23 protein-coding genes and 1 pseudogene are annotated in these 24,519 nt (G+C 71.2%); 10 read left to right on the forward strand and 14 right to left on the reverse strand.

The window, feature by feature from the left end:
* Positions 1-32: 32 nt before the first annotated feature.
* Positions 33-1,412 (reverse strand): FAD-binding oxidoreductase, encoded by a 1,380-nt coding sequence (locus OG242_RS32650; protein ID WP_164640689.1) that lies wholly within the window; start codon positions 1,410-1,412, stop codon positions 33-35.
* 160 nt (positions 1,413-1,572) lie between these two features.
* Here OG242_RS32650 and OG242_RS32655 point away from each other — a divergent pair, with 160 nt between their 5' ends.
* Together OG242_RS32655 and OG242_RS32660 are read left to right on the forward strand one after the other, a co-directional pair.
* Complete coding sequence (locus OG242_RS32655; protein ID WP_331739090.1) at positions 1,573-1,923, forward strand: VOC family protein; 351 nt, start codon at positions 1,573-1,575, stop codon at positions 1,921-1,923.
* 5 nt (positions 1,924-1,928) lie between these two features.
* Positions 1,929-3,104 carry a class I SAM-dependent methyltransferase gene (locus tag OG242_RS32660; protein WP_405901801.1) on the forward strand — a complete coding sequence of 392 codons (1,176 nt, stop codon included), beginning with the start codon at positions 1,929-1,931 and terminating at the stop codon, positions 3,102-3,104.
* Between the two features lie 66 nt (positions 3,105-3,170).
* On the opposite strand, the gene OG242_RS32665 is transcribed toward OG242_RS32660, so the two are convergent.
* From OG242_RS32665 to OG242_RS32695, 7 genes are read right to left on the reverse strand one after another with little or no spacing between them, the layout of a single operon-like run.
* Positions 3,171-4,055, reverse strand: a complete 885-nt coding sequence (locus tag OG242_RS32665) for an alpha/beta hydrolase (protein WP_331739092.1) — start codon at positions 4,053-4,055, stop codon at positions 3,171-3,173.
* Between the two features lie 21 nt (positions 4,056-4,076).
* Positions 4,077-5,441, reverse strand: a complete 1,365-nt coding sequence (locus OG242_RS32670; protein ID WP_331739093.1) for an FAD-dependent oxidoreductase — start codon at positions 5,439-5,441, stop codon at positions 4,077-4,079.
* Between the two features lie 2 nt (positions 5,442-5,443).
* Positions 5,444-6,274 (reverse strand): ABC transporter permease, encoded by an 831-nt coding sequence (locus tag OG242_RS32675; protein WP_331739095.1) that lies wholly within the window; start codon positions 6,272-6,274, stop codon positions 5,444-5,446.
* Entirely contained in the window at positions 6,271-7,086 is an 816-nt protein-coding gene (locus OG242_RS32680; RefSeq protein ID WP_331739098.1) for an ABC transporter permease, read from the reverse strand. The genes OG242_RS32675 and OG242_RS32680 overlap by 4 nt, the downstream gene beginning before the upstream one ends.
* Complete coding sequence (locus OG242_RS32685) at positions 7,083-8,021, reverse strand: ATP-binding cassette domain-containing protein (protein ID WP_331739100.1); 939 nt, start codon at positions 8,019-8,021, stop codon at positions 7,083-7,085. The genes OG242_RS32680 and OG242_RS32685 overlap by 4 nt, the downstream gene beginning before the upstream one ends.
* Before the next feature lie 53 nt (positions 8,022-8,074).
* Positions 8,075-8,344, reverse strand: coding sequence for a hypothetical protein (locus OG242_RS32690; protein WP_331739102.1), 270 nt, complete (start codon positions 8,342-8,344; stop codon positions 8,075-8,077).
* A gap of 46 nt (positions 8,345-8,390) precedes the next feature.
* Positions 8,391-10,055, reverse strand: a complete 1,665-nt coding sequence (locus tag OG242_RS32695) for an AMP-binding protein (RefSeq protein ID WP_331739104.1) — start codon at positions 10,053-10,055, stop codon at positions 8,391-8,393.
* A gap of 149 nt (positions 10,056-10,204) precedes the next feature.
* On the opposite strand from OG242_RS32695, the gene OG242_RS32700 reads away from it, so the two are divergent.
* Positions 10,205-11,866 (forward strand): AMP-binding protein, encoded by a 1,662-nt coding sequence (locus OG242_RS32700; protein WP_331739107.1) that lies wholly within the window; start codon positions 10,205-10,207, stop codon positions 11,864-11,866.
* Positions 11,863-12,618, forward strand: coding sequence for a 4'-phosphopantetheinyl transferase superfamily protein (locus tag OG242_RS32705; RefSeq protein ID WP_331739109.1), 756 nt, complete (start codon positions 11,863-11,865; stop codon positions 12,616-12,618). The genes OG242_RS32700 and OG242_RS32705 overlap by 4 nt, the downstream gene beginning before the upstream one ends.
* Here OG242_RS32705 and OG242_RS32710 read toward each other — a convergent pair.
* Entirely contained in the window at positions 12,573-13,787 is a 1,215-nt protein-coding gene (locus tag OG242_RS32710) for a cytochrome P450 (RefSeq protein WP_331739145.1), read from the reverse strand. The genes OG242_RS32705 and OG242_RS32710 overlap by 46 nt on opposite strands.
* Before the next feature lie 198 nt (positions 13,788-13,985).
* On the opposite strand from OG242_RS32710, the gene OG242_RS32715 reads away from it, so the two are divergent.
* A complete protein-coding gene (locus OG242_RS32715) occupies positions 13,986-15,200 on the forward strand; it encodes a cytochrome P450 (RefSeq protein ID WP_331739111.1) in 1,215 nt (404 codons plus the stop codon).
* A gap of 31 nt (positions 15,201-15,231) precedes the next feature.
* Here OG242_RS32715 and OG242_RS32720 read toward each other — a convergent pair whose 3' ends face one another.
* The gene (locus tag OG242_RS32720; protein ID WP_331739113.1) at positions 15,232-17,589 is read right to left on the reverse strand and encodes a BTAD domain-containing putative transcriptional regulator; all 2,358 of its coding nucleotides are present in this window, start codon (positions 17,587-17,589) and stop codon (positions 15,232-15,234) included.
* Between the two features lie 530 nt (positions 17,590-18,119).
* On the opposite strand from OG242_RS32720, the gene OG242_RS32725 reads away from it, so the two are divergent.
* Positions 18,120-18,425: a transposase gene (locus OG242_RS32725; RefSeq protein ID WP_331739115.1), complete on the forward strand. Its 306-nt coding sequence runs from the start codon at positions 18,120-18,122 to the stop codon at positions 18,423-18,425.
* Positions 18,422-19,306 (forward strand): IS3 family transposase, encoded by an 885-nt coding sequence (locus tag OG242_RS32730; RefSeq protein ID WP_331739117.1) that lies wholly within the window; start codon positions 18,422-18,424, stop codon positions 19,304-19,306. Before OG242_RS32725 ends, OG242_RS32730 begins: the two co-directional genes overlap by 4 nt.
* Here OG242_RS32730 and OG242_RS32735 read toward each other — a convergent pair.
* The 4 genes from OG242_RS32735 to OG242_RS32750 form a co-directional block, all read right to left on the reverse strand.
* A complete protein-coding gene (locus OG242_RS32735) occupies positions 19,282-19,620 on the reverse strand; it encodes a hypothetical protein (protein WP_331739120.1) in 339 nt (112 codons plus the stop codon). The two genes, OG242_RS32730 and OG242_RS32735, sit on opposite strands and share 25 nt — an antisense overlap.
* A gap of 683 nt (positions 19,621-20,303) precedes the next feature.
* Positions 20,304-20,714: a hypothetical protein gene (locus OG242_RS32740; protein WP_331739147.1), complete on the reverse strand. Its 411-nt coding sequence runs from the start codon at positions 20,712-20,714 to the stop codon at positions 20,304-20,306.
* Positions 20,715-20,744: 30 nt separating this feature from the next.
* Entirely contained in the window at positions 20,745-21,386 is a 642-nt protein-coding gene (locus OG242_RS32745) for a hypothetical protein (RefSeq protein WP_331739122.1), read from the reverse strand.
* 412 nt (positions 21,387-21,798) lie between these two features.
* Positions 21,799-22,293, reverse strand: a complete 495-nt coding sequence (locus OG242_RS32750; protein ID WP_405901455.1) for a hypothetical protein — start codon at positions 22,291-22,293, stop codon at positions 21,799-21,801.
* A gap of 726 nt (positions 22,294-23,019) precedes the next feature.
* On the opposite strand from OG242_RS32750, the gene ltrA reads away from it, so the two are divergent.
* From ltrA to OG242_RS32765, 3 genes and pseudogenes are all read left to right on the forward strand, one after another.
* The gene (gene ltrA / locus OG242_RS32755) at positions 23,020-23,877 is read left to right on the forward strand and encodes a group II intron reverse transcriptase/maturase (RefSeq protein WP_331739124.1); all 858 of its coding nucleotides are present in this window, start codon (positions 23,020-23,022) and stop codon (positions 23,875-23,877) included.
* 66 nt (positions 23,878-23,943) lie between these two features.
* A complete protein-coding gene (locus tag OG242_RS32760) occupies positions 23,944-24,252 on the forward strand; it encodes a transposase (RefSeq protein WP_047471432.1) in 309 nt (102 codons plus the stop codon).
* Positions 24,249-24,518: pseudogene (locus tag OG242_RS32765) on the forward strand (IS3 family transposase); the annotation flags it as partial. The gene OG242_RS32760 and the pseudogene OG242_RS32765, both read left to right, overlap by 4 nt.
* Position 24,519: the final 1 nt, after the last annotated feature.

Raw genomic sequence — 24,519 nt, forward strand, 5'->3', positions numbered from 1 at the left:
ACAGGGTCCGGGCGCCGCCGTACGCGCGGGGCTCAGCCCGCCGGCTTGATGTTGTTGTTCGTGTGGAAGAAGTTCTCCGGGTCGTAGACGGCCTTGATACGGGTCAGCCGCTCGTAGTTGGAGCCGTAGGCGTCCTCGATGCGCTCGGCCGAGTCGGCACCCAGGTGGTTGGCGTAGACCGCGCCGGTGGTGTACGGCAGGAGCTCCGCGTACACCTTCTCGGTCCACTCGACGGCCTCCTCGTCCTTGGCCGGGTCGGTCCAGGAGGTGAGGATGCTGGTCAGGTAGCCCTCGCGGTGCAGGAAGGGGGTCTCGGACGCCGGCACGTTCGACATGACGCCGCCCATCAGGCCGCCGCCGACCAGACTCCGCTCCGACGGGGCGTTGACGAACCCGTCGGCGAGGATCTGCAGAGGCTCGTCGCGCAGCTCGGGCAGCAGGAACGAGCGCGGGTAGTACCGGTGCCCCGCGACCGTGTTCTCGTCGAGCATCCGCTGCACGGCCACGTACGGCATCGGGCCGCAGTGGTCGAGGAGCGCCCCGGTGCCGAGTCCGCGCATCTGGCCGATCAGGGCCTCGGTGGACTCGTCGGGGGCGGCGTGCACGAAGCCCAGGCCGATCGCCGGCGCACCGCCCGGGGCGGTGAGGAAGGCGAACGACGTGGTCAGCTCGTCGGGCGCGGTCCGGTTGAACTCGTCGAGCCGGCGAGCCACGTCCACGGTCTGGTCGATGGGGAAGGCGAGCAGTCCCGCCATGCAGTCGCCCTGCGGGTGCAGATTGAACTCGAAGCGGGTGGCCACGCCGTAGTTGCCGCCGCCGCCCCGGATCGCCCAGAACAGGTCGGGGTGGTCCTCGGCGGTGGTGGTCACCAGCTCCCCGTTCGCGAGCACGATGTCGGCGGAGACCAGGTTGTCCACGAGCAGGCCCCGGTAGCGGGCGAGCCAGCCGAGGCCACCGCCCAGGGTGAGGCCGCCGATGCCGATGTACGACTCCTGGGAACCGGTGACGGCGAGCCCGAAGCTGGTGGTCTCCGCGTCGACGTCGCCCTGTTCCAGGCCCGGCTGGACGACGAGACGCCGCTTGGCCGGGTCGACCCGTATGCCGCGCAGCCGGGAGGTGTCGAGCAGCAGGCCGCCCTCGACGGTGCCCGTGCCCGCGAAGCAGTGGCCGCCGCCCTTGACGGCCAGTTCGATGTCGTTCTCGCGCGCGAAATTGACGACCTTGACGACGTCGGAAGCGCCGTCCACCTGGACGATCGCGCCGGGGCTCTTCTGGAAGTAGCCGTTCCAGATCTGCTTGCGCTCCTCGTAGTCGGCGTCCTGCGCGGTGATGATTCGGCCCCTGACCGCCTCACCGAGCTCCGTGAGCCTGGATTCCGGAATGGCCGTACCGGTCGCGGTGACGAGTCCCACGTCAGTCCTCCTTCGGGGTTGGCGAGTTCGGCCCGCGCGCCCCCACGCGAGGAGGCCGATGCGAGGAGAACGTACGGCCGCCGGAGGGGCGGCGACACGAGGGTGAAAGAGGGCGGAAAGGCCCCCGGGGGCGCGGGGCGCGCTGGATACGCTGGCGGACATGTCTGCACTCCGCGCGATGCCGCTGCTCACGGTCGGTGACCTCGATTCCGCAGTGGAGGCCCACATGAGGGCCACCGGGATGGAAGTGATCATGAATCACGGCTGGATCGCCACCCTCGCCCCGCCGTCCGACCACTCCGTGCAGGTCAGCCTCATCACCAAGGACCCGACCGGGCCGGTGAACCCGGCGGCCTCCATCGAGGTGGAGGACCTCGACGCGGCTCTCGCGGGGGCCCGCGCCGCCGGCCTGGAGATCCTGTACGGGCCCGCGGAGGAGGAGTGGGGCGTACGGCGCTTCTTCTACCGGGACCACGACGGCAACGTCGTCAACGTCCTCGCCCACCTCTGACCGCCGTGCCGCCCGTCTTCCGCAACCCCGCCCCCGCCCGTGCCGGACTCGGCGTGCCCCCCGCACGCGGGGGACCGGCCGAGGCGCCCGCGGACTCCACGCAGTCGTTCTCCCTGCGGCTCTTCGGGGCCGGCCTCGCCTCCGCCGAGCTGATGACCTGTTACCTGGGCCTGGAACTGGGACTGTACGAAGCCCTGCGCCGCACCGGCCCCGCCACCGCCGCCGAGGTCGCCGAGGACGGCGACCTCGACGCCCGCATGGTGCGGGAGTGGCTGGAACAGCAGACCTGTGCCGGTGTCCTGACCGTCGACGCCCCCGAGGCGCCGCCGGCGGACCGGCGGTTCACCCTGCCGCCCGCCCACGCGGAGGCGCTGCTCGACTCCGACAGCCCGAACTGGATCGCCCCGCTCGTCGTGATGCCCATCGGCGGCATGGCGGCCGTACTGCCGCAACTGGTGGACGCCTACCGCGGTCGCCGGGGCCTTCCGTACGCGGCCTACGGCGAGGCCCTGCGCGGGGGACAGGCGGGCCTCAACCAAGGCGTCTTCACACACCACCTCCCCGGCTGGATCGGCCGCCACCTGCCCGACATCGACGCCCGGCTGAGGGTGCCGGGGAGCAGCATCGCCGACGTGGCGTGCGGCTCCGGCCTCTCCACGCTGGCGCTGGCCCGGATGTTCCCCGACGCCGAGGTGCACGGGCTGGACCTGGACGAGGCGTCGATCCGGGACGCCGAGGCCAACCTCGCCGCCGCCGATCCCGCCGAAGGGCTCGGCGACCGGGTCCGCTTCCACGCCGGGGACGCGGCGGAGGACGGGGACGGGGCGGCGGCCCACACCCTGGTGTGCGTGTTCGACGCCCTGCACGACATGTCGGCGCCGGTGGACGTGCTCCGGGCCTGCCGCAGGCTGCTGGCGCCCGGGGGAGCCGTGCTGCTGATGGAACCGTCCGTGGGGGAGCGGTTCACCCCCGCGGCGCCGGACAGCGAACGCTTCCACTACGCGGTCAGCGTGCTGCACTGCCTGCCGGTCGGGATGAGCCGGACCCCGAGCGCGGCCACCGGCACGGTGATGCGGCCCGACACCGTGCGCCGGTACGCCGCCGAGGCGGGCCTGGACACCCGGGTGATCGACGTGGGGCATCCGTTCCACCGGCTGTACCGGCTCACGGCGCGGCCGTAGCGCGGCACGGCAGACGGCGCCCGGCCTGCGCGGACAGGCCGGGCGCCGTCGGATTGTGGCGGGGCGTCAGCCCACTTCCGTACGGCTCTCCTCCGCATCGCCGGCGGACGGCCGGCGCGAGCCGCGCGGGGTGCCGACCTTGCCCGAACGCAGATAGTCCGCGACCAGCGCGTTGACCTCGGTGGGCTTCTCGAGCAGGGAGGCGTGCCCGCAGTTGCGTATCTCGGTGTACTCGGCGGTGGGGATCAGGTCCGCCAGTTCCCGCGACAGGTGCCGGGGCGCGACGATGTCGTGCTCCATTCCCACCACGAGCAGGGGCACCCGCACCGCGGACACCTCCTCGTCGCTCGGCCGGAACGCGGTGCTCGCTTCGGCGTGCCCGATGGCACCGTGCCCGCCCGACTCCGCGAGACCCGCCAGCCCGTCCAGATAGGGTGCGATGAACTGGTCCCGGTTGAGCGCCCGCGGCCCGAACAGGTACATCGCCCGGAAGGTCCCCTCCAGCAGGGCCGGCACCTTGTGCCCGTTCTTCAGCCGGTCCACCGCCTCGGCCTGGATGGCCTGCTGCAGCTTGCCGGGCTTCCACGGAACCCCGATGAGCGCGGCGCGCTCGATCAGCTCCGGGCGCTTCATCGCCAGCTCCAGCAGGATCATCGCGCCCACCGAGTAGCCGATGTAGGTGCACCGGCCGAGCTCCAGCGCCTCGTTGAGCGCCGCCAGGTCCTGCCCGAGCAGTTCCACCGTGTAGGGCGGCGGGGTCTCCTCCGAGGGGTGCACCCCCCGCAGGTCGAAGGTGACGACGCGGTATCCCGCCTTCGTCAGCTGCGGCACCTGCATGGTCTCGAACAGGGACGCCTGGTGCTGTCCGGGTACGAGGACGACCACGGGGCCGTCCTCGGGACCGTAGATGTCGTAGCTCAGCGTGACGTCCGTGGGCAGGGTGACTTTCATGGTGTTCCCTTCTGTGGGCGCTCAGCCGGTGACCAGGCGCTCGAAGTCCCGGCGGTTGGGGCCGACGTGTTCGCGCCGGAGATCGGGGTGCTCACGCAGGAACGCGAGGACCCGGCGGGCCACCTTGCGGTCCTTCATCAGCTCGGCCGGGGTGAGCAGCATGTGGTAGACCCGCTCGGCGGCGACGCGGACCTGCTCGTCCTCCTCGCGCAGCACGGCCAGGGCGGTCAGGACGCGGGCGGCCAGTGAGTCGTCGTGCCCCCGGCCCGCGAGTTCGGCGAGCCGCGCGGCGTCGGTGGCGACCTGCTGCTCGAACCACAGCCCCAGGCACCCCTTGGTGGCCTCGTGCGTCTCCACGGCCCAGCGGTGCGGCTCCTGATCGAGCCGGTCGAGGCGGTCGGCGACGGTCCTGGCGTGCGCCAGGGCCAGGGACACACCGCGCCCGAAGGTGGGGTTGGTCTGTACGCAGGCGTCGCCCACCAGCGCGTAACCGGTGACCAGTGGCGCCCCGTCCGCGACCAGGCAGCGGCGGCGGTTCTCCAGGCCGGCCATCGGCATGGGCTCGCGGACCGGCGTTGCCCGGTCGAGCCAGTCCCGCGCCCCGTCCACGCTGGCGAGGAACCGCAGATAGACCGGGCGGTCCAGCAGCCGGGTCCGCAGCGGGTCCTGGGAGGAGACAGTGGTCGACAGGTGGAAGCGGCCGTTGTCGCCGGGGAACGCCAGCACGGTGGCGAAGTCGAGTTCGTGCACCACCGGGGCCCGCAGGGACGGGAACCGGCCGCCCGGGTCCAGCGCGAACTCCTGCGCGATGTAGGAGAACCCGCACGACTGGACCGTCTCCCGGGGCGGCGCGCCGCCGAGTGCGGTGAGCCAGGCGGCCACAGCGGATCTGCGGCCGGTGGCGTCGAGGACCACGTCGGCGGACAGGTCGCCGCCCTCCGCGAGCCGCACCCCGTGGACGTGCGGGCACTCGTGCGGCGCTCCGGCGGCCAACAGGCCGGTGACCCGGTCGCGCAGCAACGTGACCCCGGGGTCGGCGAGGGCCCGGCGGCGCAGCGCGGCCTCGAAGACCAGCCGGCGGCTGAGCAGGCCGAGGTCGTCGCCGCCCGTCTCCAGGGCCACCGCGACCGCGCCGCGGCCGGTCAGCTCGTCCAGTACCCCGGGGCACTCCTGGCGCAGCACCGAGATGCCCAGCCCCAGCAGGGCGTGCCCCTGGCGGGCGTGCGGCACGCCGCGGCGCTCCCAGTCGGCCACCTCGGTGTCGGCCCCGCCCCCGGGGGGCGGCCCGTCCCGCTCCACGAGGGTCACCCGGTGTCCGCGGCGGGCGGCGAAGGCGGCGAGCCCGAGACCGGCCACCCCAGCGCCCAGGACGACGATGTCCGCCACGGTCAGCCGCGCTTCACGAGCTGGGCGAAGCGGCGCGTGGCGACGGCCATGCAGACCGCCGTGACGCCCACGGTCCACGCGGCGGTCCCGAGCACCGGGGCGGTCAGCGCGCCCCGGTCGGAGAGCCCGGCCAGCGCGTCGGCCGCCAGCGACACGGGGTTGACGGCGACCGCCGGCCTGATCCATCCCGGGAAGGCGTCCAGCGGCACGTAACCGCTGGACATGAGCGTCAGTACGAGCGTCGGCATCTGGACGTAGCGCACGATGATGCCGGGATGCTGGGCGACGAGGGCGACGGCGACGGCCAGCGCGCTGCACATCATGCCGAACAGCGCCACGATCCCGAAGAATCCGAGCGTCGCCCACAGCCCCCGGGAGAACCGGAACCCGACCGTGTGGGCGACGAGCGTGACCAGGAGGGCCACGCCCATGATCCGGACGAAGTCGCCGGCCATCCGCCCGATGACGTACGCCCGCATGTCCAGCGGCATCGCCCGCAGCCGGTTGAACACCCCGCTGCGGATGTCGCTCCACAGGGCGATCGCCGTGGTGAGGATCGAGGAGAACGCCGTGATGAGCACGATCAGCGGAGCGAGCCGCCGCACGTAGTCGACGTCCTGGGTGTCGCGCACCAGCACGTTGAAGGCGGCCAGCAGCATGAAGAGCTGGAGTAGCGGAAAGGCGATGGTGACGATGATCATCATCCGGTTCCGCACGAACTGGCGCAGTACCCGTCCGGCGATGACCAGGGAGGCGCCGGCCAGGGTGGCCGGGGCGGGCGAGGGGGACGGGGACAGCGACGGGGCCGCCGTGCCGGGTGACTGCACGGTCATCGGATGGCCACCTTCCTGAAGGCGACGGTCGTGGTCCAGGAGAAGAGGACGAGCAGGCCCGCCACCCACGCGAGACCGGGCAGCGTCGCGCTCCAGGACAGTTCGGTGGTCGACAGGGCGCGCAGCGTGTCGATCGCTCCGGACACCGGGGAGGCGCTGACGACCGGCTGGAGCCAGCCGGGGAAGAGGTCCGCCTCGACGAAGCCGGTGGAGAGCACCAGCAGCGGCAGGTACGGCAGGTGGAGCACGGCGCTGAGCGCCTCCAGGTTGCGCAGGCGCAGCGCGATGGTGGCCGTGGCCAGCGACAGGGCCACGGTGAACAGGACGGCGAACAGGACGAAGCCCAGCGCGGCGAACACCCCGTGGTCGAAGCGGAAGCCCGCCAGATGTCCGGCGAGGACGACGGCGACGCTGGACAGGAGCCCTTGCAGCGCCACCACGGCCAGGTGCGCCAGGCTCATCGCACCCATGTCGACCGGGCTGGTCAGCAGGCGGGAGAAGAAGCCGCTGGAGCGGTCGGCGGCCAGGTCGGTGGCGCTGCCGATGGCCACGAACATCAGGGCCTGGACCAGGACGGTGGGAGTGACGAACGGGCCGAACTCGATGCCCTGCTCGTCCAGCATGACGGCGAAGGTGCAGTAGAAGATGGCGAAGAAGACCAGCGGCTGGACCACGGTGGCCACCAGCCCGCCCCGGGAGAACGAGCGCACCCGCAACCGGTCGAAGAGCACCTGGAAGTCGTGCCCCCGGCCGGCCGGGCGGCCCGGGGACACCGGGGCGCCGGGCGCCGCGACGTCCGGTGCGGCGCTCATCGGGTGGTCTCCTTCGACATGGGCTCGGTGAGGGCGAAGAAGACCTCGTCGAGCGTCGGTTTGGTCACTTCGATACCGGTGATGCGCAGCCCTTCGCCCTCCAGCCGGCCCAGCACGGTGCCCACGTCCTCGGGACGCGCCACCGGCACGGCCACCTGGTCGCTCTCGGCCGTCACACCGGGGAGGCCGCCGAGGGCCAGGCGGGCCGCCTCGGCGTCGGCGGCGCCGATGAGGGTCAGGCGGCACATGAGGCCGCCCACGTCGAGCTTGAGTTCGTCCGAGGTACCGTCCGCCAGGACCCGCCCCTTGTCGATGACGACGATGCGGTCGGCCAACTGGTCGGCCTCCTCCAGGTACTGCGTGGTGAGCAGGACGGCGACGCCCCGGGCGGCCTCGGCCCTGACCATGTCCCACAGGAGTTTGCGGCTGCGCGGGTCGAGACCGGTGGTCGGTTCGTCCAGCACCAGCACCGGCCGCGGGACCACCAGGCTCACCGCGAGGTCGAGGCGCCGGCGCATGCCGCCGGAGAGGTAGCCGACCGGGGTGTACGCGGCTTCGCCGAGTTCGAACCGCTCCAGCATCTCCCCCGCGCGCTGCTGGGCCGCGCCCTTGCCGAGGCCCAGCAGCCGGCCGAAGAAGACCAGGTTCTCGCGCGGGCTGATCTGTTCGTCGAGGGCGGCGAACTGCCCGGTGACGGCGATGTTGGCGCGTACGAGGGACGGGTCCGCGTCGGGGTCGTGGCCCAGCACCCGGATGGTGCCCCCGTCGGGTCGCATGAGCGTCGTCAGGCAGTTGATGAGAGTGGTCTTGCCCGCTCCGTTGGGGCCGAGCAGGCCCACCACGGTTCCCGCCGGTATCCCCAGCGACACGCGGTCGAGCGCGGTCTGCTCGCCGAATCGCTTGGTGAGGTCCGCGAGGAGGATCGCCTCGGTCATCGTGGCTCCTTCATTGCTTCATGGCGTCGTCGTGCCCGGATCGGTGGTGATGGTCACGACGGCGTCGCGATCTCGACCTGGCTCAGGACGTAGCTGATGACCTGTTCGGTCGTCCTGATGGCACGTCCGGTCTGCTCGTCGATCGGCGGCAGGTCGAAGTCGTCCTCGATCGCGAACGCCATCTCCAGCAGGGCCAGGGAGTGGAACCCCAGGTCCTCGACCAGACGCATGTCTTCGCCCGCCTTGAACCGCTCCCGCTCGGGGGCGAGTTGCTCGATGATCGCGAGCACTGTCTCGCGCACCTCTTCACCGGAGTAGGACATGTGGACTCCTGTTCTGGGGCAGGTTGGGCGGTGGTGTGCGGGCCGGTCAGGCGGGTCCGTCGGTCGCGGCGGGCACCCCGTCGAAGGCGTGTTCCTGGCTGAGGCGCTGCCACAGCTGGCGGCGACGGCTCTTGCCGCTGCTGGTACGGGGGATCGCGCCGCGCGGCACCCGGGCCACGTGCCGGCGGGTGCCGGGGCAGACCGTGGCGAGCACGTCCTCGGCCACTTCGGCGGCCCGGGCGTCGAGTTCCTCCAGGACGGCCACGGCGTGCGGGCTCCCGTCCGCCTCGCCGAGCACGACGCAGATCCTGCTCGGGTTGAGTCCGGCCCGGGCGAGCATCAGCTCGACGTCCTCGGCGAAGAGCGAGCGGGCGTGGACCTTGACGCTGTCGCCCAGCCTGCCCAGCACGTAGAACTCGCCGGCCAGCCGGAAGGCGACGTCGCGGGTCAGCAGCCGCCCCGCCCTGAAGGAGGTGCCCCCGGCGGAGCCGCCGGCGAGGTAGCCGTCGGCCACCGAGGAGCCCGAGACGGCCAGTTCGCCGACGTGGCCCTCGGGCAGCGGCGCCCCGTCCTCACCGACGACCTCCACCGCCAGGCCGTCCAGGGCCCGGCCGCAGCTCATCACCTGGACCGTCGCCCGTTCCGTTGCCCCGTCCGCGAGGCTCACCTCCGCGCCGACCCGCAGCGCGTCCCGGTGGACGACCACGGCGCGCGGGGTCTCCTCGACGGGCACCCCCGTGACGGCGAGGGTGCTCTCGGCCAGCCCGTAGGCGGGGGTGAGGGTGCGCGGGGACAGGCCGTGCGGGCGCGTCAGCTCCGTGAAGCGGGCGACCAGCACGGGATCGATGCGCTCGGCCCCGACGATCACCGCGCGGGTGCGGGAGAGGTCGGCGCCCTCCAGGTCGGCGTGGCCCACCTTGTCCACGATGCGCTGCAAACCGAACGCCGGGGTGGCGGTGATCGTGGCGGGCCGCTCGACCCGGTTGGCGTCGAAACGCGAGAGGTACGCCAGCGGATGGCGCAGAAAGGTCTCGGGCCGGCACACCGCCAGCCGGTTGTTTCCGGAGACCGGCACCACGAGACAGCCGATGAGCCCCATGTCGTGGTGCATGGGCAGCCATGAGCACCAGGAGTCCTCCGGGCCCGCCTGCTCCCAGTCGCGGATCGCGCAGGTGTTGGCGTCGAGCGCGGCGTGGCTGACCCGCACACCGCGAGGACGGCCCGAGCTGCCCGAGGTGAACTGGACGAGGGCCAGTTCGGCGGGGTCCCGCCGGCCCGGGTCACCCGCGAGCAGCTCCTCCAGCCGCAGGACGCGGACGTCCCGCCCGGTCCCGGCGAGGACGTCCACCGCGTACGCGTACTGGCCGGCGTCGACCAGCACCGTGCCCGCCTCCACCGCCTCGACGACGGCACGGACGTGGGCGCGGGCGGCCTCGCCCGACATCCGGGTGGGCGGCGCCAGCACGCTCACCACGCAGCCGGCCGCCTGCACCCCGTAGAAGGCGGCGACGAGATCGGGGCCGGGCGAGCACAGCAGCGGCACGACCGCCCCGCGGGGAACGTCCCGCGCGACGAGCCCGCCCGCGATCCGGAGCGCCGCGCCGGCGAGTTCGGTGTAGGTCCGGTAGGTGTGGGACGTCTCGTCGAACATCTCCACACCGCTGTCGTCGCGAGGTGCGTCGAGCCAGTTCAGCGTAGGGGGGTGACTCATCCATCACTCCTAGGGCGGGGTGTCCCGGTGCCGGGATCTCGTCGGCGACGCTGGTGACGATAGGAGCGATCGCGGGGGCGTCCTCCATCTCTTTCACGGCTCTGTTCCCCCCGCCCGGCGTGGCCCGGCGGGCCACGACACTGGCCGGCATGGACGAGTTCACGCCGTGGAGCGACGAGGATGCCGCCCGCTACCGGGCCGCCGGGATCTGGCGAGGGGTGCCGCTGGGCGACGCGCTGACGGAGACGGCACTGGCCTTCCCCGACCGCGTCGCGGCCGTGGACCGCGAGCGCCGCGTCACGCACGGCGAACTGCGCGCCGAGGCCGACGACATCGCGCGCGGCCTGCTGTCCCTCGGCGTCGGTCCCGGCGACCGGGTCATGGTCCAACTGCCGAACGTCGTCGAGTTCCTCACCGTCACCGTGGGGCTGTTCCGGGCGGGCGTCATCCCGGTGTTCGCGCTGCCGGGCCACCGGGAGAGCGAGGTACGACACCTGATCGAAGCCTCCGGGGCGGTCGGCTACATCACCGCCGGCCGCTTCCAGGGCTTCGACTACCGCGCCCTCGCCCGGCACGCCGCGTCCCTCCCCGGCGTCCGTACGGTGATCGTGGCGGGCGACAGTGAGGACCTGACCCCGTTGTCCCGGGTCCGCGCCGAGGGAGCAGGCGGCGGGCCGTTGCCCGAGGTCGATCCCTCCGGTGTGGCGTTCCTCCTGCTCAGCGGCGGCAGCACCGGCAAGCCCAAGCTGATCCCCCGGACGCACGACGACTACCTGTACAACATCGCCGGGTGCGCGCGGGCCCTGGAGTTCGGCGAGGACAGCGTCTACCTGGCGGCGAACCCGGCGGCGCACAACGCCGCCCTGGGATGCCCGGGGGTACTCGGAGCGCTCCTGGTGGGCGGCAAGGCGGTCCTGGCGGCCAGTCCCTCCCCCGACGAGGTCTTCCCGCTGATCGAGCGGGAGGGAGTCACCCACACCACCGTCGTCCCCGCCCTGGCGGCGCTGTGGACCAAGGTCGCCGCGCAACGGCCGGTGGACATGAAGGGCATCGTCCTCCAGGTGGGCAGCTCCAAGTTCGACGAGCAGGCCGCCGGGCGCACGCAGTCCGCGCTCGGCTGCCGCATCACGAACTGGTTCGGCATCGGCGAGGGCCTGCTCACGTACACGCGCCTGGACGACCCGGAGGACGTGGTGCACGGCACCGAGGGCCGTCCGCTGTCCGAGTTCGACGAACTGCGCCTCGTGGACGACGAGTTGCGGGAGGTTCCGGCGGGCGCCGTGGGCGAACTGGTCACCCGCGGCCCGTACACGATCAACGGCTACTGGAACGCGCCGGAGGCGAACCGTACCTCGTTCACCCCCGACGGCTTCTTCCGCACCGGCGACCTGGCCCGGCTCACACCCGAGCGCAACCTGGTGATCGTCGGCCGCGCCAAGGACGTCATCAACCGCGCGGGCGAGAAGGTATCCGCCGACGAGGTCGAGGGGCAGCTGCGCGGCCACGAGGCCATCGACGACGTCGCCGTGGTGGCCCGGCCCGACGCCGGACTCGGAGAGGCCGTCCTCGCGTTCGTCGTCCCGAGCGGGGGGCCGGGGCAAGCACCCTCGCTGCCGGAGGTCAAACGCTACCTCGCGGGCAGAGGACTGGCCGCGTTCAAGCTGCCCGACGAGGTGCGCGAACTGCCGGCGCTGCCGCGCACCCCGGTCGGCAAGATCGACAAGGTGGCGCTGCGGGCGACGGCGGCATCCGGTCGCCCACCGGAGCGCCACACCCCCGACGGCCCGGCGCGACAGCCCTCCCCGGCGTGATCCGGACACTGCTGCCCGCGTACGCGGCCGGCCGGGAGAGCACCCGGGAGCTGACGGCCCCCGCGCTCTTCGAGGCGGAACGTGCGGAGGTGGCCGACGCGCTGCCCGCCCGCCGCGCGGAGTACGCCACGGTCCGGCGGCTGGCACGCCTCTGCCTGGCCGACGTGGGCGTCCCGCCCGCCGCCCTGGTGCGCGACATCCACGGGGCGCCCCGATGGCCGGCCGGAACGGTCGGGTCCCTGACGCACTGCCGGGGCTACCGGGCGGCGGCGGCGGCCCGGACCCGGGACGCCGACGGGATGGGGATCGACGCCGAGCCGTGCGCACCGCTGCCCCGGCGGGTGCTGGAAGGGGTGACCTCGGCGGCCGAGCGGGCCCATCTCGCCGAACTGCGTGCGTACCGGCCCGGCGTGCCGTGGTGCCGGGTGCTGTTCAGCGCCAAGGAGGCGTACTACAAGGTCTGGTATCCCGCGATGGGGTCCTGGCTCGGCTTCGACGACGCCGAGGTCGTCCTGCGGCCCGGCCGCGACCGGGGGACGTTCACGGTGCGGCCGGTCCCCGGAGGGGCGCGCCGGGTCCGCCGCCCGGACGCCGCCTTCGACCCGGCCGCCACCGGCTTCCCGGCCCTGTCCGGGCGGTGGACCGCCCGCGCGGACCTCGTCGTGACCGCGATCACGGCACTGGCGGGCTCCCTCCCGCGCCGCGCTCAGGCGGGCCGCACCGCCACCGGCACGCTGCGGTGCGCCCAGTAGGGGAACCGGAAGCCGCCCGCGCTGGGTTCCCACACCCCCTCACCCGCCGACTCGATGTCCGCGAACCGGGCGACCAGCCGCTCGAAGACCACCGAGCCCTCCATCCGGGCCAGCGCCGCGCCGAGGCAGTGGTGCACCCCTCCGCCGAAACTGAGATGAGGGTTGGGCGACCTGGTCAGGTCGGCCCGGTGCGGCTCGTGGAACACCCGCTCGTCGTGGTTGGCGGAGGCGAGCAGCAGCACCACGATGCGTCCCTTGCGGACCGTCAGCCCGGCGATGTCGATCGGCTCCAGGGCCATCCGGGTCGTGGCGTGGATGGGGGCGTCGAAGCGCATGTACTCCTCCACCGCGCTGCCGGCGATGCCCGGGTCCTCCCGCAACTGCCGCTGGGTGTGGGGCTGGCGCACGAGGAGGTCGCCGCCGGTGGCGATGGCGTTGGTGGTCGTCTCGAAGCCCGCGTAGTAGACGAACAGCGCGTTGTCGATGATCTCCTCGTCCGTCAGCGGCTCCTCGCCGTCCTTGACCGCGGCGAGCATCCGGGACAGCAGATCGTCACCGGGGCGCCGCCTGCGCTCGCGTACCAGCTGGGCCATGTAGTCGCGCAGCTCGACCACGGCGCTGTGCGCCTCGCGCTGCTTCTCCGGCGGGATGAACACCGCGAACGCCTGCGCGAGCGACGTGGAGAGGCGGGCGATGTCGGCCCGGTCGGGGCCGGGGATGTCCAGCAGCTCGCTCATCACGGTCATCGGTACGGGTACGGCCAGGTCGGCGACGAGGTCGAAGCGGCGCTCGTCGGCGAACCGGTCCAGCATGCCGTCGACGAGCCCGGCGACGGGCTCACGCAGCGCACGCACCATCGCCGGGCTGAGCGACTTGACGAGCAGCCGGCGCAGCCGGGTGTGCGACGGGGGATCGCGGTCCACGACGATGCGCCGCAGATAGTCGTTGGCCGGCCCCTCGCCCACCGACACCGCCTGGTACTGCTCGGGGAACTCCCGGCCCAGCCGGGGATCACGGAGCAGCGCGGAGACCTCCTCGTGCCGGGGGAAGACCCACTGCCCCGGGCCGCCCCGGCAGACCGGGCCGTACGCGCGCAGTCGGCGGTAGACCGGGTAGGGGTCGCGCATGGCCCGCGCGTCGTCCAACAGGAAGCGGGGCATGTTCAGCACGGTGTTCAACGCTGCGTCACCTCCCGGCACCCTCGGGTGCGCGGCTCGGTCCGGCGGTTGCCTGGCGCCCAGTCTGCGAGCCCGGGGCCGGGCGCCGGACGGAGGTGAAGGACTGGCGACAGGTTCCCCCGCCCCCGCTCCCGCGCTGTCAGGCTCCTTGCCGAAGACCACGCGCGAGCAACAGGAGGTGCCGGCCGCATGCGCGAGCTGCCCGTCAGGTTCGACTCCCGCGATCCCGCCGTGGTCGCGGACCCGTACGCGGTGTACACCGCTCTGCGCGAGTCGGGCCGCCTGGCCCGGGGCGCGGCCGGCCAGTGGGTGGTCTCGCACCACCAGGACGTCAGCCGGCTGCTCAAGGACCGCCGGCTCGGCCACGAGTACCCGCCGGAGTACCACGAGTTCTCCACCGGGGCCGGGCCCGCCAACGAGTTCCTGAAGCGGATCGTGCTGGACCAGGACGCGCCGGCGCACACCTTCCTGCGGGGCATCATGCAGCGCTCGTTCAGCCCGGGGCTGATGCGCAGGCTGGAGGACTACGTCGCCGCCCAGGTGGACCGGCTGATGGCCGAGGCCCAGGACCGGGCGGGTGCGGGCGGGATCCTGGACGTCGTCGGTGACCTGGCCTTCCCGCTGCCGGTCACCGTGGTCTGCGAGCTGATCGGCATCCCGGACGTGGACCGGGACGCGGTACGGCCGCACGCGGTGGAACTGGCCAAGGCGTTCGCCCTGTACGTGCCCGAGGAGGAACGGGGGGCGGCCCACGCCGCGGTGACCTGGCTGCGCGCCTACGTCTCGGCGCTGGTGGACGAGCGGTCGAAGCGGCCCGCCGACGATCTGATCAGCAATCTGCTGGCGGCGCGGCGTACGCACCCCGGCTTCGACCGGGACACCCTCGTCGACAACGTGGTGTTCCTGTTCTTCGCCGGCTTCGAGACCACCACCAACCTGATCTCCACGATCTTCTCCGGGCTGCTGGGACACCCTTCGCAGTTGGCTCTGCTGCGCGAGAGGCCGGAGCTGGCGGTGTCGGCCGTCGAGGAGTTCCTGCGCTACGACGCGCCGATTCAGGCCACCGCGCGCTATGTGAAGGAGGCGGTGGACATCGAGGGCCGCACCGTGCGCGCGGGCCGCATCCTGGTGCTGCTGCTGGGAGCGGCCAACCACGACCCGGCACGGTTCGCCGACCCCGAGCGGCTCGACATCACCCGTGACCCCAATCCGCACGTGAGCTTCGGCGGCGGTGTGCATCACTGCCTGGGCGCGGCCCTGGCTCAGGTGGAGGGGCGTGCCGTACTGCGGTGGCTGGCGCACGCACCGGCCACACCGACCGCGGCGGGCCCCGTGGAACGGCGCCCCAGCGTCACCTTCCGGGCCTACCGGAGCATCCCCGTCAGGCTGGAGCCGGCTCCCTGACCCCGCCGGCCCCGCGGCGGGGCCACCGGCCCTAGGCCATGCCTCCCGTGGAGCGGATGCCCCGGGGCCCGGCCGTACTCGTCGCCGCGGCGGTCAGCGTCGCGCCGTGCTCCAGCAGGCCGACGCCCCGGCAGGCCGAAGCCAGCCCGAGCAGCGCCCTGCGGTACGCGTTCCGGGAACCGGAAGCCCCGGCGTCCTCCACCCCGCCCCTCATCTCCCAGCCGCCCTCGGGGGCCAGGACGAAGCGCAGATTGCGCGCGAGCCGCGCCGCCGCGAGGAAGGCCCCCTCGTGCCCGGAGGCGCGCAGCGTCTCCACCATCGCGGGCAGCCCCCGCTCGCAGACCTCCAACGCCTCCTTGCGGCTGCCGATCTCGGGGAGGTGGGGAACGGCACCGGCACCGGCACTGCCCCCATCGTCCGGCCGCCCGAGCAGGAGGCAGCTGCGCGAGGTGACCGCCAGGTGATGGGCAAGCAGCCGGTGGAGCGCCGAGCGGCGCCCGCCACCGCGCAGGAGCTGCTCGAACTCCTCCGTGCCCGTCGTGACACCGGCCACGAGCCCGTGCAGGGCGTAGCGGCCGATGTGGGACTGTTCGAGGAGGTTCACGTCGAGCAGGCCCTCCAACAACAGCTCGGCCTCGACGGCACCGGTGTCGAGCAGGGCCGCCGCCTCGTACACCCCCATGTCGGCGTCCGGCAGCAGGGCCAGTACGCACAGGGCACGTCGCTGCGCCTCGGTCACCGCGTCGAAGGAGAGCCGGAGCACCGACCGTACGCTCCGGTCGCCCACCTGGAGTTCGGCGGGCCGGCGCCGCGGGTCGGCCAGGCGCTCCACCAGATGGGACAGCGTCCAGGTGGGGCGGCTGCGCAGCTTGGCGGCCGCCAGGCGCAGTGCCAGGGGGAGTCCCTCGCAATACGCGACGAGCCGTTCCGCCGCCCGCGGCTCCAGTCTCTCGCCGAGCAGCCGTTCGAGCAGTTCCCGGGAGTCGCCCGTGCTCATCGGCGAAGCCGGGCAGGGCTCCGTGCCGTCGAGGCCGTAGAGGCGGCGGCGGCTCGTGATCAGAACGAGGGAACCGTTGCCCGGCGGCAGCAGCGGCACGATCTGCGCCTCGCTCGCGGCATTGTCGAGCAGCAGCAGCACCTTGGAGTCGGCCAGCCGGGCGCGCCACATGGCCACCTGGCTGTCGGGGTCCGCCGGGATGCGCTGCGCCTCGCCCCCCAGCGAGCGGAGAAGCACCTGAAGCACCTCGGCGGGTTCGCAGGGACGCTCGGAGGGACTGAAGGCGCGCAGGTCGACGTAGAACTGACCGTCCGGAAAGTCCTGGACCAGCTGATGGGCCGTGTGCAGGGCGAGAGCCGTCTTGCCGACGCCACCCATGCCGTCGACGCAGATGAGCAGCGGTCCCGGACCCCGGGAGCCCGCCCTGGCGGTCCGCAGCAGGGTGTGCACCTCCTCCCGCCGTCCGACGAAATCGGCCGGCCCGTGGGGCAGGGTGCAGACGGGCCTTCTGGGCGCCTCGCGGACCCGTAACGCCACATGCCATCCGCCCGTGTCGATATCGGTGATGACGGGCCGTTCGTAATCACGTGGCGAGGCTCCGGCCCGCAGGTAGGTGTGGGCGTCACCGCACAGCACCGCTTCGTGCACCTGGGCCAGTGAGTGATTGGGGTCGATGCCCAGTTCGTCGCGGAGCAGGGTGCGTATCTCGGCGTACTCGGCGAGCGCGTCGGCCTGCCTGCCGGAGAGGGACAGCGCGAGCATGAGCTGTGCGCGCAGATCCTCCGCGAGCGGATGCTGCGCCACCAGGTACCGCAGGTCCTCTATCACCAGCGCCGGTGGCGACGTGCGCAGCCGCAGCGCGATCAGCTCCTTCTGGACGGCGAGCCGCCGCTCCTCCACCACCCGGGCGGCCGCGCGGATCGGTCCGCTCTCCAGATCATCCCCGTCGACGATGTCGGCCGCCACCTGTCCGCGGAAGAGGGACAGGGCCGCCTGCAGTTCCTGGATGCGCTGGCCCTCGCTCACGCCCCTCTCCGCGAGTCTCCGGATGTGCAGGCGGCGCTGGTTGAACTCCACCAGGTCGGACTCGACCGCGCTGACGTTCAGCCGGTAGTTCGGGCCGTCGGTGAGCAGGTGCGCCCCCGCGCCCGGTATGGCGTGGCGGAGTTGGGCGATCGCCTTGCGCACCTGGTTGGAAGCGGTCGCCGGACAGCACGGGCCCCAGGCGGCCTTGACGAGGCGGGGAGTGCTGAGTACTTCGCCGGGGGACAGCATCAGCAGGGTGAGCACGCGGCGTGCCACGGTGCCGGGCAGCCGGACCGGTCCGGCTGCGGACCGCACGGCGACCGACCCCAGCACCTGAAAGCGCAACCCCGCTTCCGTACCGGTCATCCCTCTCCGTCCGCGTGCTCGTGGCGACAACCACTTTGTTCCAGCACCACGCCATCCCCCACATCGCTGAGCTACGGACGAAAAACGGCCCCGCCTTTGGTCGGAAGGAGGGGAACCCAAGGGAAAGCAGACAAAGTGGCCCACTGGACCACCGAGACCCCGCAATCTGACACCAGATGCACCTGGATGTGCGGCGCTACCCGCCAACAACGGTCGCAAACGCGTCCGAATCCGGCCCACCGCTCCGCAGGGACAAATGTGACCATCATCGTACGTTTGGCGGGACCTGGCGTCCAGAATGTTGCCTTCTGTCGCTCACTGTGGATGTGAGATCGGCTGAAAATAGACGGTCCGCTTACTCACCTTGTGACATGTGAACGCCGGATCGCCGGCATGCGGGGCGGCTCCGGTACGGGGAACCCGGTCCTCCGCGGGGGCGTTGTCAGGGGTCGCCCGGCCGGGTGGAGTGACCCCCGAAATTCCGGCACCTGGACGCTGGATGTTTCGTCATCCAGGGGAAGTGATCCAAGGTGGTGAAGCGGAAGAGCTACCCCGAAGAGTTCAAGCGGGACGCTGTGGACCTGGTGCGTTCCTCGCCGGACCGTTCCCTCACTGATATCGCTCAGGGCCTGGGTATCCATCTGGAGACCCTGCGCAAGTGGGTCCGGGAGGCCCGGGCCCGCGTCCGGGCGGCGGACAGTGGGGGCGATGCCGGCGTGACCCCTGACGCGAGGGAAGAGCTCAAGCGCCTGCGGCGGGAGAACGCCCGGCTGAAGGAGGACAACGAGATCCTGCGGAAAGCCGCCGCCTATTTCGCGCGGGAGACGACACGGTGATCCGCTTCCGTTTCGTCGACGAGCACAGAGGCGCCCACAGGGTGAAGCGGATGTGTGATGTTCTGGGCTGGGGCCGCTCCGGCTACTACGCCTGGCGCCAGAACAAGGAGGCGCGGCAGGAGAAGGTCGATGAGGAGGAGGTCCTGGCCCGCCGCATCCAGGAGATCCACACGGATTCCCGGGGAGCTTACGGGGCCCTGCGGATCACCTGGAAACTCCGGGACCAGGGTCACGTGGTGAACCGCAAGCGCGTCGCCCGGATCATGCGGGAGCGTGAAATCGTCGGGATATCGCGACGGAAGTCGCGGTCGCTGACGCGACAGGGCCGCACGGCGCCGCCGGCGCCGGATCTGATCCTGCGGGACTTCACCGCGCCGCTGCCGGGTCTGGAATTCGTCGGGGACATCACCTGCCTGCCGACGGCTGAGGGATGGCTGTATCTGGCGACGGTGATCGATCTGTGCACGCGGGAGGTTGCGGGCTGGTCGATGGCCGACCGCATGCGCACCGAACTGGTTGCGGACGCCATCCGGATGGCCCATGCGGGTGGACACACGTCAGGAAACGCGATCTTTCACTCCGATCGAGGATCCCAATACACGTCCTACCAATTCCGTTGTCTACTAGGCGAGTTGGACATTCGGCAGAGCGCCGGGGGCACCGGTTCGTGCTTCGACAACGCTGCCGCGGAGAGCTTTTTCGCCGTCCTGAAAGCAGAGATCGGGACGACCGCCTGGGAAACCCGGGCGCAGGCTCGGCAGGACGTTTTCCGGTGGATCGCGGAACATTACAACCGGGAGCGGATCCACTCGGCCATCGGCTACATCACGCCGTACCAGGCGAGGGTCCGCTGCCATCAACGGCTGGACCTCGCGGCATAGAACGGAAGTGTCGGGACCTGAGGGGTCACTTCAGCCTGCACAACCACCCGCGCCGCCAGCAGCGCCCCGGCGCCCTCGCCGACGGCCCGCTCCAGCAGCACCCGAAGCCACCGGTCGCTGTGCCCACGGTCCTGCGTCCGGTCCCGGCGACCGAGCTCGACCAGGACCTCCGACAGGCCGCCCTCAAGCTCCCCGTCCCTGAGGTACACGCCGCCCTCGCGCAGCCATCCGAGCACCATCTCGGTGTGGCCCGGCTCGGCGCACACAACCGCCCACTCGGCGTTCAGCGACTCAAAAACACGGGTTCCGTTCACGGCAGCTCCTGTTCAGGTGATGCCGTGAATGCTTCTCAGGACCTCCGACCCAATCGCTGACCCAAACCCCCACATGCGCAGGTCACAGGGTTGCCCAAATGATGACCCGGCCACAGACGGGGATTGGGGCAGCGCGCCTGGCCGACGGTGGCCAGCTGACCAGACCCCGCCGCGTGACCCGGTCGTGCGAGTTCGAGGACCCGGTCAGAGCATCCGCCGGGGTCGCCGTGCACGCGCCCCCGTGCCCGCGCTGCTCCCCGGGCCGTGATCGGGACCCCGGGGGCCGAGTTGCGCAACGCGTCGCGATCATGTTGAGGGAGCGGCGCACCGGTCGTGGCGTCGAGAGCGCCGACGAACCACCGGCCGGACATGAGGGGTGGTGCCGCATGCCCGCAGACCGGGACTCCACCTCCGACTCTACGGAGCGCCTTCGGCGGCACTCCTGGCGCGCGCGAGCCGGGGCTACGCCCACTTCCTCGCCCAGATGACCGAGCACCAGGACGACCGCGCCGACAGCGGCTCCGGAGAGGACGTGTTGCGGGACCGCCGGCCGGCCCTTGGCATCCGTGGCCGCGAGGGCGGCGAGTCTCAACAACACCTGGGCCTGCTGGGGCGTCGCCCGTTGACCAAGGACGCGGGGCCGCCGGTAGAGCCCCAGCATCGCGGGGTCGCTCTGTGCTGGGCTACGAGTACGCCTGCCACCAGCGATCCGCTTCAGCGCGAGCTACTTCGGCGTCGTACTGACTCGCGTCGAAGTGGAGCTCTGGCGGGGGATAGGGCATCTCGGTGTGCGCCGCCCACGGAACTTCCCAGTCCGACCACTGCACGATCTCCCCGAACCGCTGCACGACCACGGTCAGGAAGCCGCAGCAGCCACCGGTGCAGTCCGGCTCTCCCAGCTCCAGGCGGCGCGCCTCGCCGGTCGCTCGTAGAGGGCTGGGGAGACCAGCCGGCAGCGCCTCGGCAGCGTACGGGCCGCGGCCGCCTTCGCCGACCGTCGCTTCGACCACGTCCTCGCCGTTGACCCAGAACCGCAGCTGGGCAGGGAACCGAGGTTCGTGCGGCAACGCCTTGATCTCCAGACGATCGAACATCACGAGATCATCGTCCAGACTGTTCGCGGGTCACTTCGGGAAGGGGTAAAGCCCGCGTACGTCCTTGGCCTTCACCACGTCAGGGGCATCAGGCTTCTGCGGATCGACCGGCACGTCGGCGTCGTAGACGTCGACCACTACGGGGGTGTCCGCGATCTCGAACTCGATGCCGCGGGGTGTCGGCCTGCCCGATTCCGGTACGTGGACGACCACCTCGCCGGCCTTGACCGCGTGCGTGAGCGTGACGCGCTGCTCCCCGTCCACTACGCGGGGGTTGCTGTGCTCGGCGGTGGTCACAGAGGCGGGCACTCCTGCGTAGGCGGTGTCCATCCGGCACAGCGAAAGGGCGGTCTGAGCGGTCAGCTCGGCGGCAGATGACTCCACGTACTTACCGCGCGCCTTCGCGATGGCGTCCTTGGCCGCGGCCACCGCCTCGGGTCCAACAATCTGCGCGACCACGATGGAGTCGTTCAGCGTCGCGTCGTCGTATGCCGACCAGGCCCGGTCGCCGATGATGACGAAGCGGGTTACCGCATGGGCGCGGGTGTAGGTGCCGGTGCAGTGGCCCTCACGGTCGACGTGCAAATCGATCGAGGTGCCGCCCTCGTCCCTGACCTCCCCCTTCAAGCCGAACGAGCGGTAAGCCTTGAACGTCTCCAGCGCCTCGGTCATGCGTTGCGCGTCGCTCACGGGCGGCGCCGGGGACGCTTTGGCTTCGGCTGCCTCTTCGTCGGTCCCGCCGCAACCCGCCAGTCCACTTACCGCGACAACGGCGCACAGTACCGCCGCGCGCCTTCTCCAGCTCGCCATGTTCGGCGCCCTCCCAGAATCCGCCCGCCAGGGCGCGGCGGGCGGGCCCAGTCTTCCATGCCGCGTGGGCAGCTGATCAGCGCCCTACCCCCGGGTCATCGCAGGTCAGATCCGACTCACCATCGCCGACCCCTTCCGGCCGCGGCACTATCTGTATGGCGGCTCTTGTGTGCACCTTGCGTGCCGTTCATCGAGCGGGAGACGAACTGAGGCCCGCCATCGGGTGGCGGGCCTCAGAGGGGAGGGTGCTGGTCCGTCGACGAGAACTGAGCGGCTATTCGGTCGTCGGCTCGACGTAGGTGTTGTCGAACCAGTCGATGAACTCGCGGACAGTGCCGATCTTGGCGACTCGGGTATGTAGGGCCTTCTGGTCGTGTCCGGCCAGGAACCAGCCGCCGGCGACCGGTTCACCACAGCCGCACCCGCACAAGCGGCTGTCGTGCGGGGAGTCGAAGTAGGTAATCGGGTTACGGGCCGACTCCACGGGAGGATTCCCGCCGACGTAGGCGTCGTAGACCGCGTCGCCCGGCTTGAGGAACCTGCCCTCCATCGCCTTGCGTCCTCCGGCCACCGGAACCAGCCTGTCGATCTCGATGGCCATACGCACCTCCCCTTCGTAGGAGAGCAGCGCGTACTGCTCCTTCTCCGCCCGCTCGCCGAGGACCCAGCAGCCTCGGTTGGCGCGGAAGAGGGCTTCGTCGCCCATGCTCGGGTCCCAGCCGACGTGTTCGCGGCCCAGCTGGTCCTCCTGCGGGTTGACGTAGCGCATTCGGCCGAGCGTAATGTGGATCATGGTCCGCCCCCAATAGTTGGATACCCAGGGCCCCTTGCCCTGCCGACTATTGAGCATCTTGGCGGATCGCTTTGATACCTTCAATCCCTAGCCTCGCGCTTTCGTACGCCCAGCAGAACTTGGAGGTTGGCCATGTAGGTGGTTGATCGTGGTTCGTAAGCTCGTCGTCGCCTGCCGGTGTGAGTCCGGTCCGGGTAGCTGCCAGGAGGCCCGGTAGCAGGCTGGCGGTGTCGGGGGGAAACGCCCAGCGTCGAAGTCCAGCGTCGAAAGCCCTGTGAAGGGGGAGCGAAGAAGCGGTCCGTAGCATCACGCGAAGTCTGCGGCGTCGTTGGAGGCCTGCTCGTGAGGGTGGGGACAGGGAGAGCCGAGCCCCCGAAATCAGGGCGAAGGCCATGGAAGCGGTGAAGATCCTGGATGGGCAGCCGCGAGGGACTCCCCGGCGTATGGGGCATGGAACGTTTCGAAGGTGACGGCGGGAACTGGGGAGGCCCTCCCCGGCCCGGCAGCCTGCGGCAGGAGTGCTGTCGGAAGCATCGCGACCTATAACCGGGGGTGCCCCGGGAAGGGAAAGCGGGCCGGGTGGGCGTCGGAGGCGGCCGTAGTACTGCTTGAGCCGGGCGGACAACATAACCGCCGGTGGAGGAAGGGCCGCTGCTTCGTCGATGTGTACTGCTGAAGTAGAGGGGCCCGGTGAGTGCCCGCGTGGCTAGTCCCGCCGTCGGGGGACGTTCTCCCTCGGATCCGGTCCGTGCCCTCCAGCATGCGCTCTACCGGGCGGCCAAGGCCGGTCCCGGACGACGGTTCCACGCGCTGGGGGACAAAGTCCACCGCAGGGATGTCCTGGCGCGTGCATGGTTGACGGTGCGTCGTAACAACGGCGCCCCGGGCATCGACTTGGTTGATCTCGCGCAGGTCGAGGAGTACGGGGTCACCCGGCTTCTCGGTGAGCTGGTCGCGGAGTTGAAGGACGGCAGGTGGCAGCCGCTTCCGGCTCGCCGGGTGTTCATTCCCAAACCCGGTACGTCGGAGCAAAGGCCCTTGTCCATTCCGGCAGTTCGCGACCGCATCGTGCAGGCGGCGCTGAAGATCGTGCTCGAACCGGTCTTCGAAGCGGACATGCTGCCGTGCTCTTTCGGGTTCCGGCCCAGGAGGGGCGCACATGATGCCCTGCAGGTCTTGATCGATGAGTCCTGGCGGGGACGGCGATGGGTCGTCGAGACGGACATCGCCAACTGCTTTGAGGCCATTGACCATGAGAAGTTGATGCACGCGGTCGAGGAACGTGTCTGTGATCAGTCCGTTTTGAAGCTTCTGCGCGCAATGCTGCGGGCCGGAGTGATGGAAGACGGGCAGGTCCGCCGGCCGGTCACCGGTACTCCTCAGGGCGGGGTTGTCTCCCCGCTCCTGGCCAATGTCTTTCTGCACCGGATCGACCGGGCGTGGGAGACACGGCAGCATGGGGTGCTGGTCCGCTATGCCGATGACGCTGTGGTGATGTGCGCGACCCGCGCGCAGGCCGAAGCTGCTTTGGAGCAGCTGACGTGTCTGCTGGCTGATTGAGGTTCCCCCGAGATGCGGAAGTCGATGACAGAGGGTCAGATGGTTCTCATGAGAGGAACATCGACCATGGCTGCCCCCAGGAAATACTCGCTGGAGTTGCGTGAGCGTGCGGTGCGGATGTATCGCACCTCGGATCCGAAGCCGCAGATCAAGAAGCTGGCCGTCGACCTCGGCGTCCACCCCGAGGCCCTGCGGGGCTGGATCCGTCAGGCCGAGGCCGATGCCGGCGAGCGTGATGACCGGCTGACCACCGACGAACACGCCGAGCTGGTGGCACTGCGGAAGGAGAACGCCCAGCTCAAGAGGGCGAACGACGTACTGCGGACGGCCTCGGCGTTTTTCGCGGCGCAACTCGACCCGACCCGGCCCAGGTGACCGCGCTCCTCGACGAGCATCCACACCTGGGAGTCGAGTGCGTACTCCGGGAACTTTCCATCGCCTCCTCCACCTACTACCGCTGGCGCCGCGCCGAGAAGGAGCCCTGCGAGCGGCGGCGTCGCGACGTCGAGCTCACCGGGCAGATCAAGGCGATCCACACCCAGTCCGGTGGCATCTACGGGTCACCGCGCGTGCACGCCATGCTGAAACGCGAGGGCGTCCACGTGGGCCGCAAACGCGTCGAGCGTTTGATGCGCGAGGCCG

Origin of the sequence: Streptomyces sp. NBC_00727 (genome assembly GCF_045161745.1) — a bacterium.
Lineage (GTDB): Bacteria > Actinomycetota > Actinomycetes > Streptomycetales > Streptomycetaceae > Streptomyces.

What these genes read in the sequence shown, in the direction of transcription:
- OG242_RS32680 (WP_331739098.1), bottom strand. Translation starts at nt 7,086, where the DNA reads ATGAGCGCCGCACCGGACGTCGCGGCGCCCGGCGCCCCGGTGTCCCCG.
- OG242_RS32745 (WP_331739122.1), bottom strand. Translation starts at nt 21,386, where the DNA reads ATGACCGAGGCGCTGGAGACGTTCAAGGCTTACCGCTCGTTCGGCTTG.
- OG242_RS32685 (WP_331739100.1), bottom strand. Translation starts at nt 8,021, where the DNA reads ATGACCGAGGCGATCCTCCTCGCGGACCTCACCAAGCGATTCGGCGAG.
- OG242_RS32675 (WP_331739095.1), bottom strand. Translation starts at nt 6,274, where the DNA reads ATGACCGTGCAGTCACCCGGCACGGCGGCCCCGTCGCTGTCCCCGTCC.
- OG242_RS32740 (WP_331739147.1), bottom strand. Translation starts at nt 20,714, where the DNA reads ATGTTCGATCGTCTGGAGATCAAGGCGTTGCCGCACGAACCTCGGTTC.
- OG242_RS32760 (WP_047471432.1), top strand. Translation starts at nt 23,944, where the DNA reads ATGGCTGCCCCCAGGAAATACTCGCTGGAGTTGCGTGAGCGTGCGGTG.
- OG242_RS32700 (WP_331739107.1), top strand. Translation starts at nt 10,205, where the DNA reads ATGGACGAGTTCACGCCGTGGAGCGACGAGGATGCCGCCCGCTACCGG.
- OG242_RS32665 (WP_331739092.1), bottom strand. Translation starts at nt 4,055, where the DNA reads ATGAAAGTCACCCTGCCCACGGACGTCACGCTGAGCTACGACATCTAC.
- OG242_RS32750 (WP_405901455.1), bottom strand. Translation starts at nt 22,293, where the DNA reads ATGCGCTACGTCAACCCGCAGGAGGACCAGCTGGGCCGCGAACACGTC.
- OG242_RS32715 (WP_331739111.1), top strand. Translation starts at nt 13,986, where the DNA reads ATGCGCGAGCTGCCCGTCAGGTTCGACTCCCGCGATCCCGCCGTGGTC.
- OG242_RS32655 (WP_331739090.1), top strand. Translation starts at nt 1,573, where the DNA reads ATGTCTGCACTCCGCGCGATGCCGCTGCTCACGGTCGGTGACCTCGAT.
- OG242_RS32720 (WP_331739113.1), bottom strand. Translation starts at nt 17,589, where the DNA reads ATGACCGGTACGGAAGCGGGGTTGCGCTTTCAGGTGCTGGGGTCGGTC.
- OG242_RS32695 (WP_331739104.1), bottom strand. Translation starts at nt 10,055, where the DNA reads ATGAGTCACCCCCCTACGCTGAACTGGCTCGACGCACCTCGCGACGAC.
- OG242_RS32690 (WP_331739102.1), bottom strand. Translation starts at nt 8,344, where the DNA reads ATGTCCTACTCCGGTGAAGAGGTGCGCGAGACAGTGCTCGCGATCATC.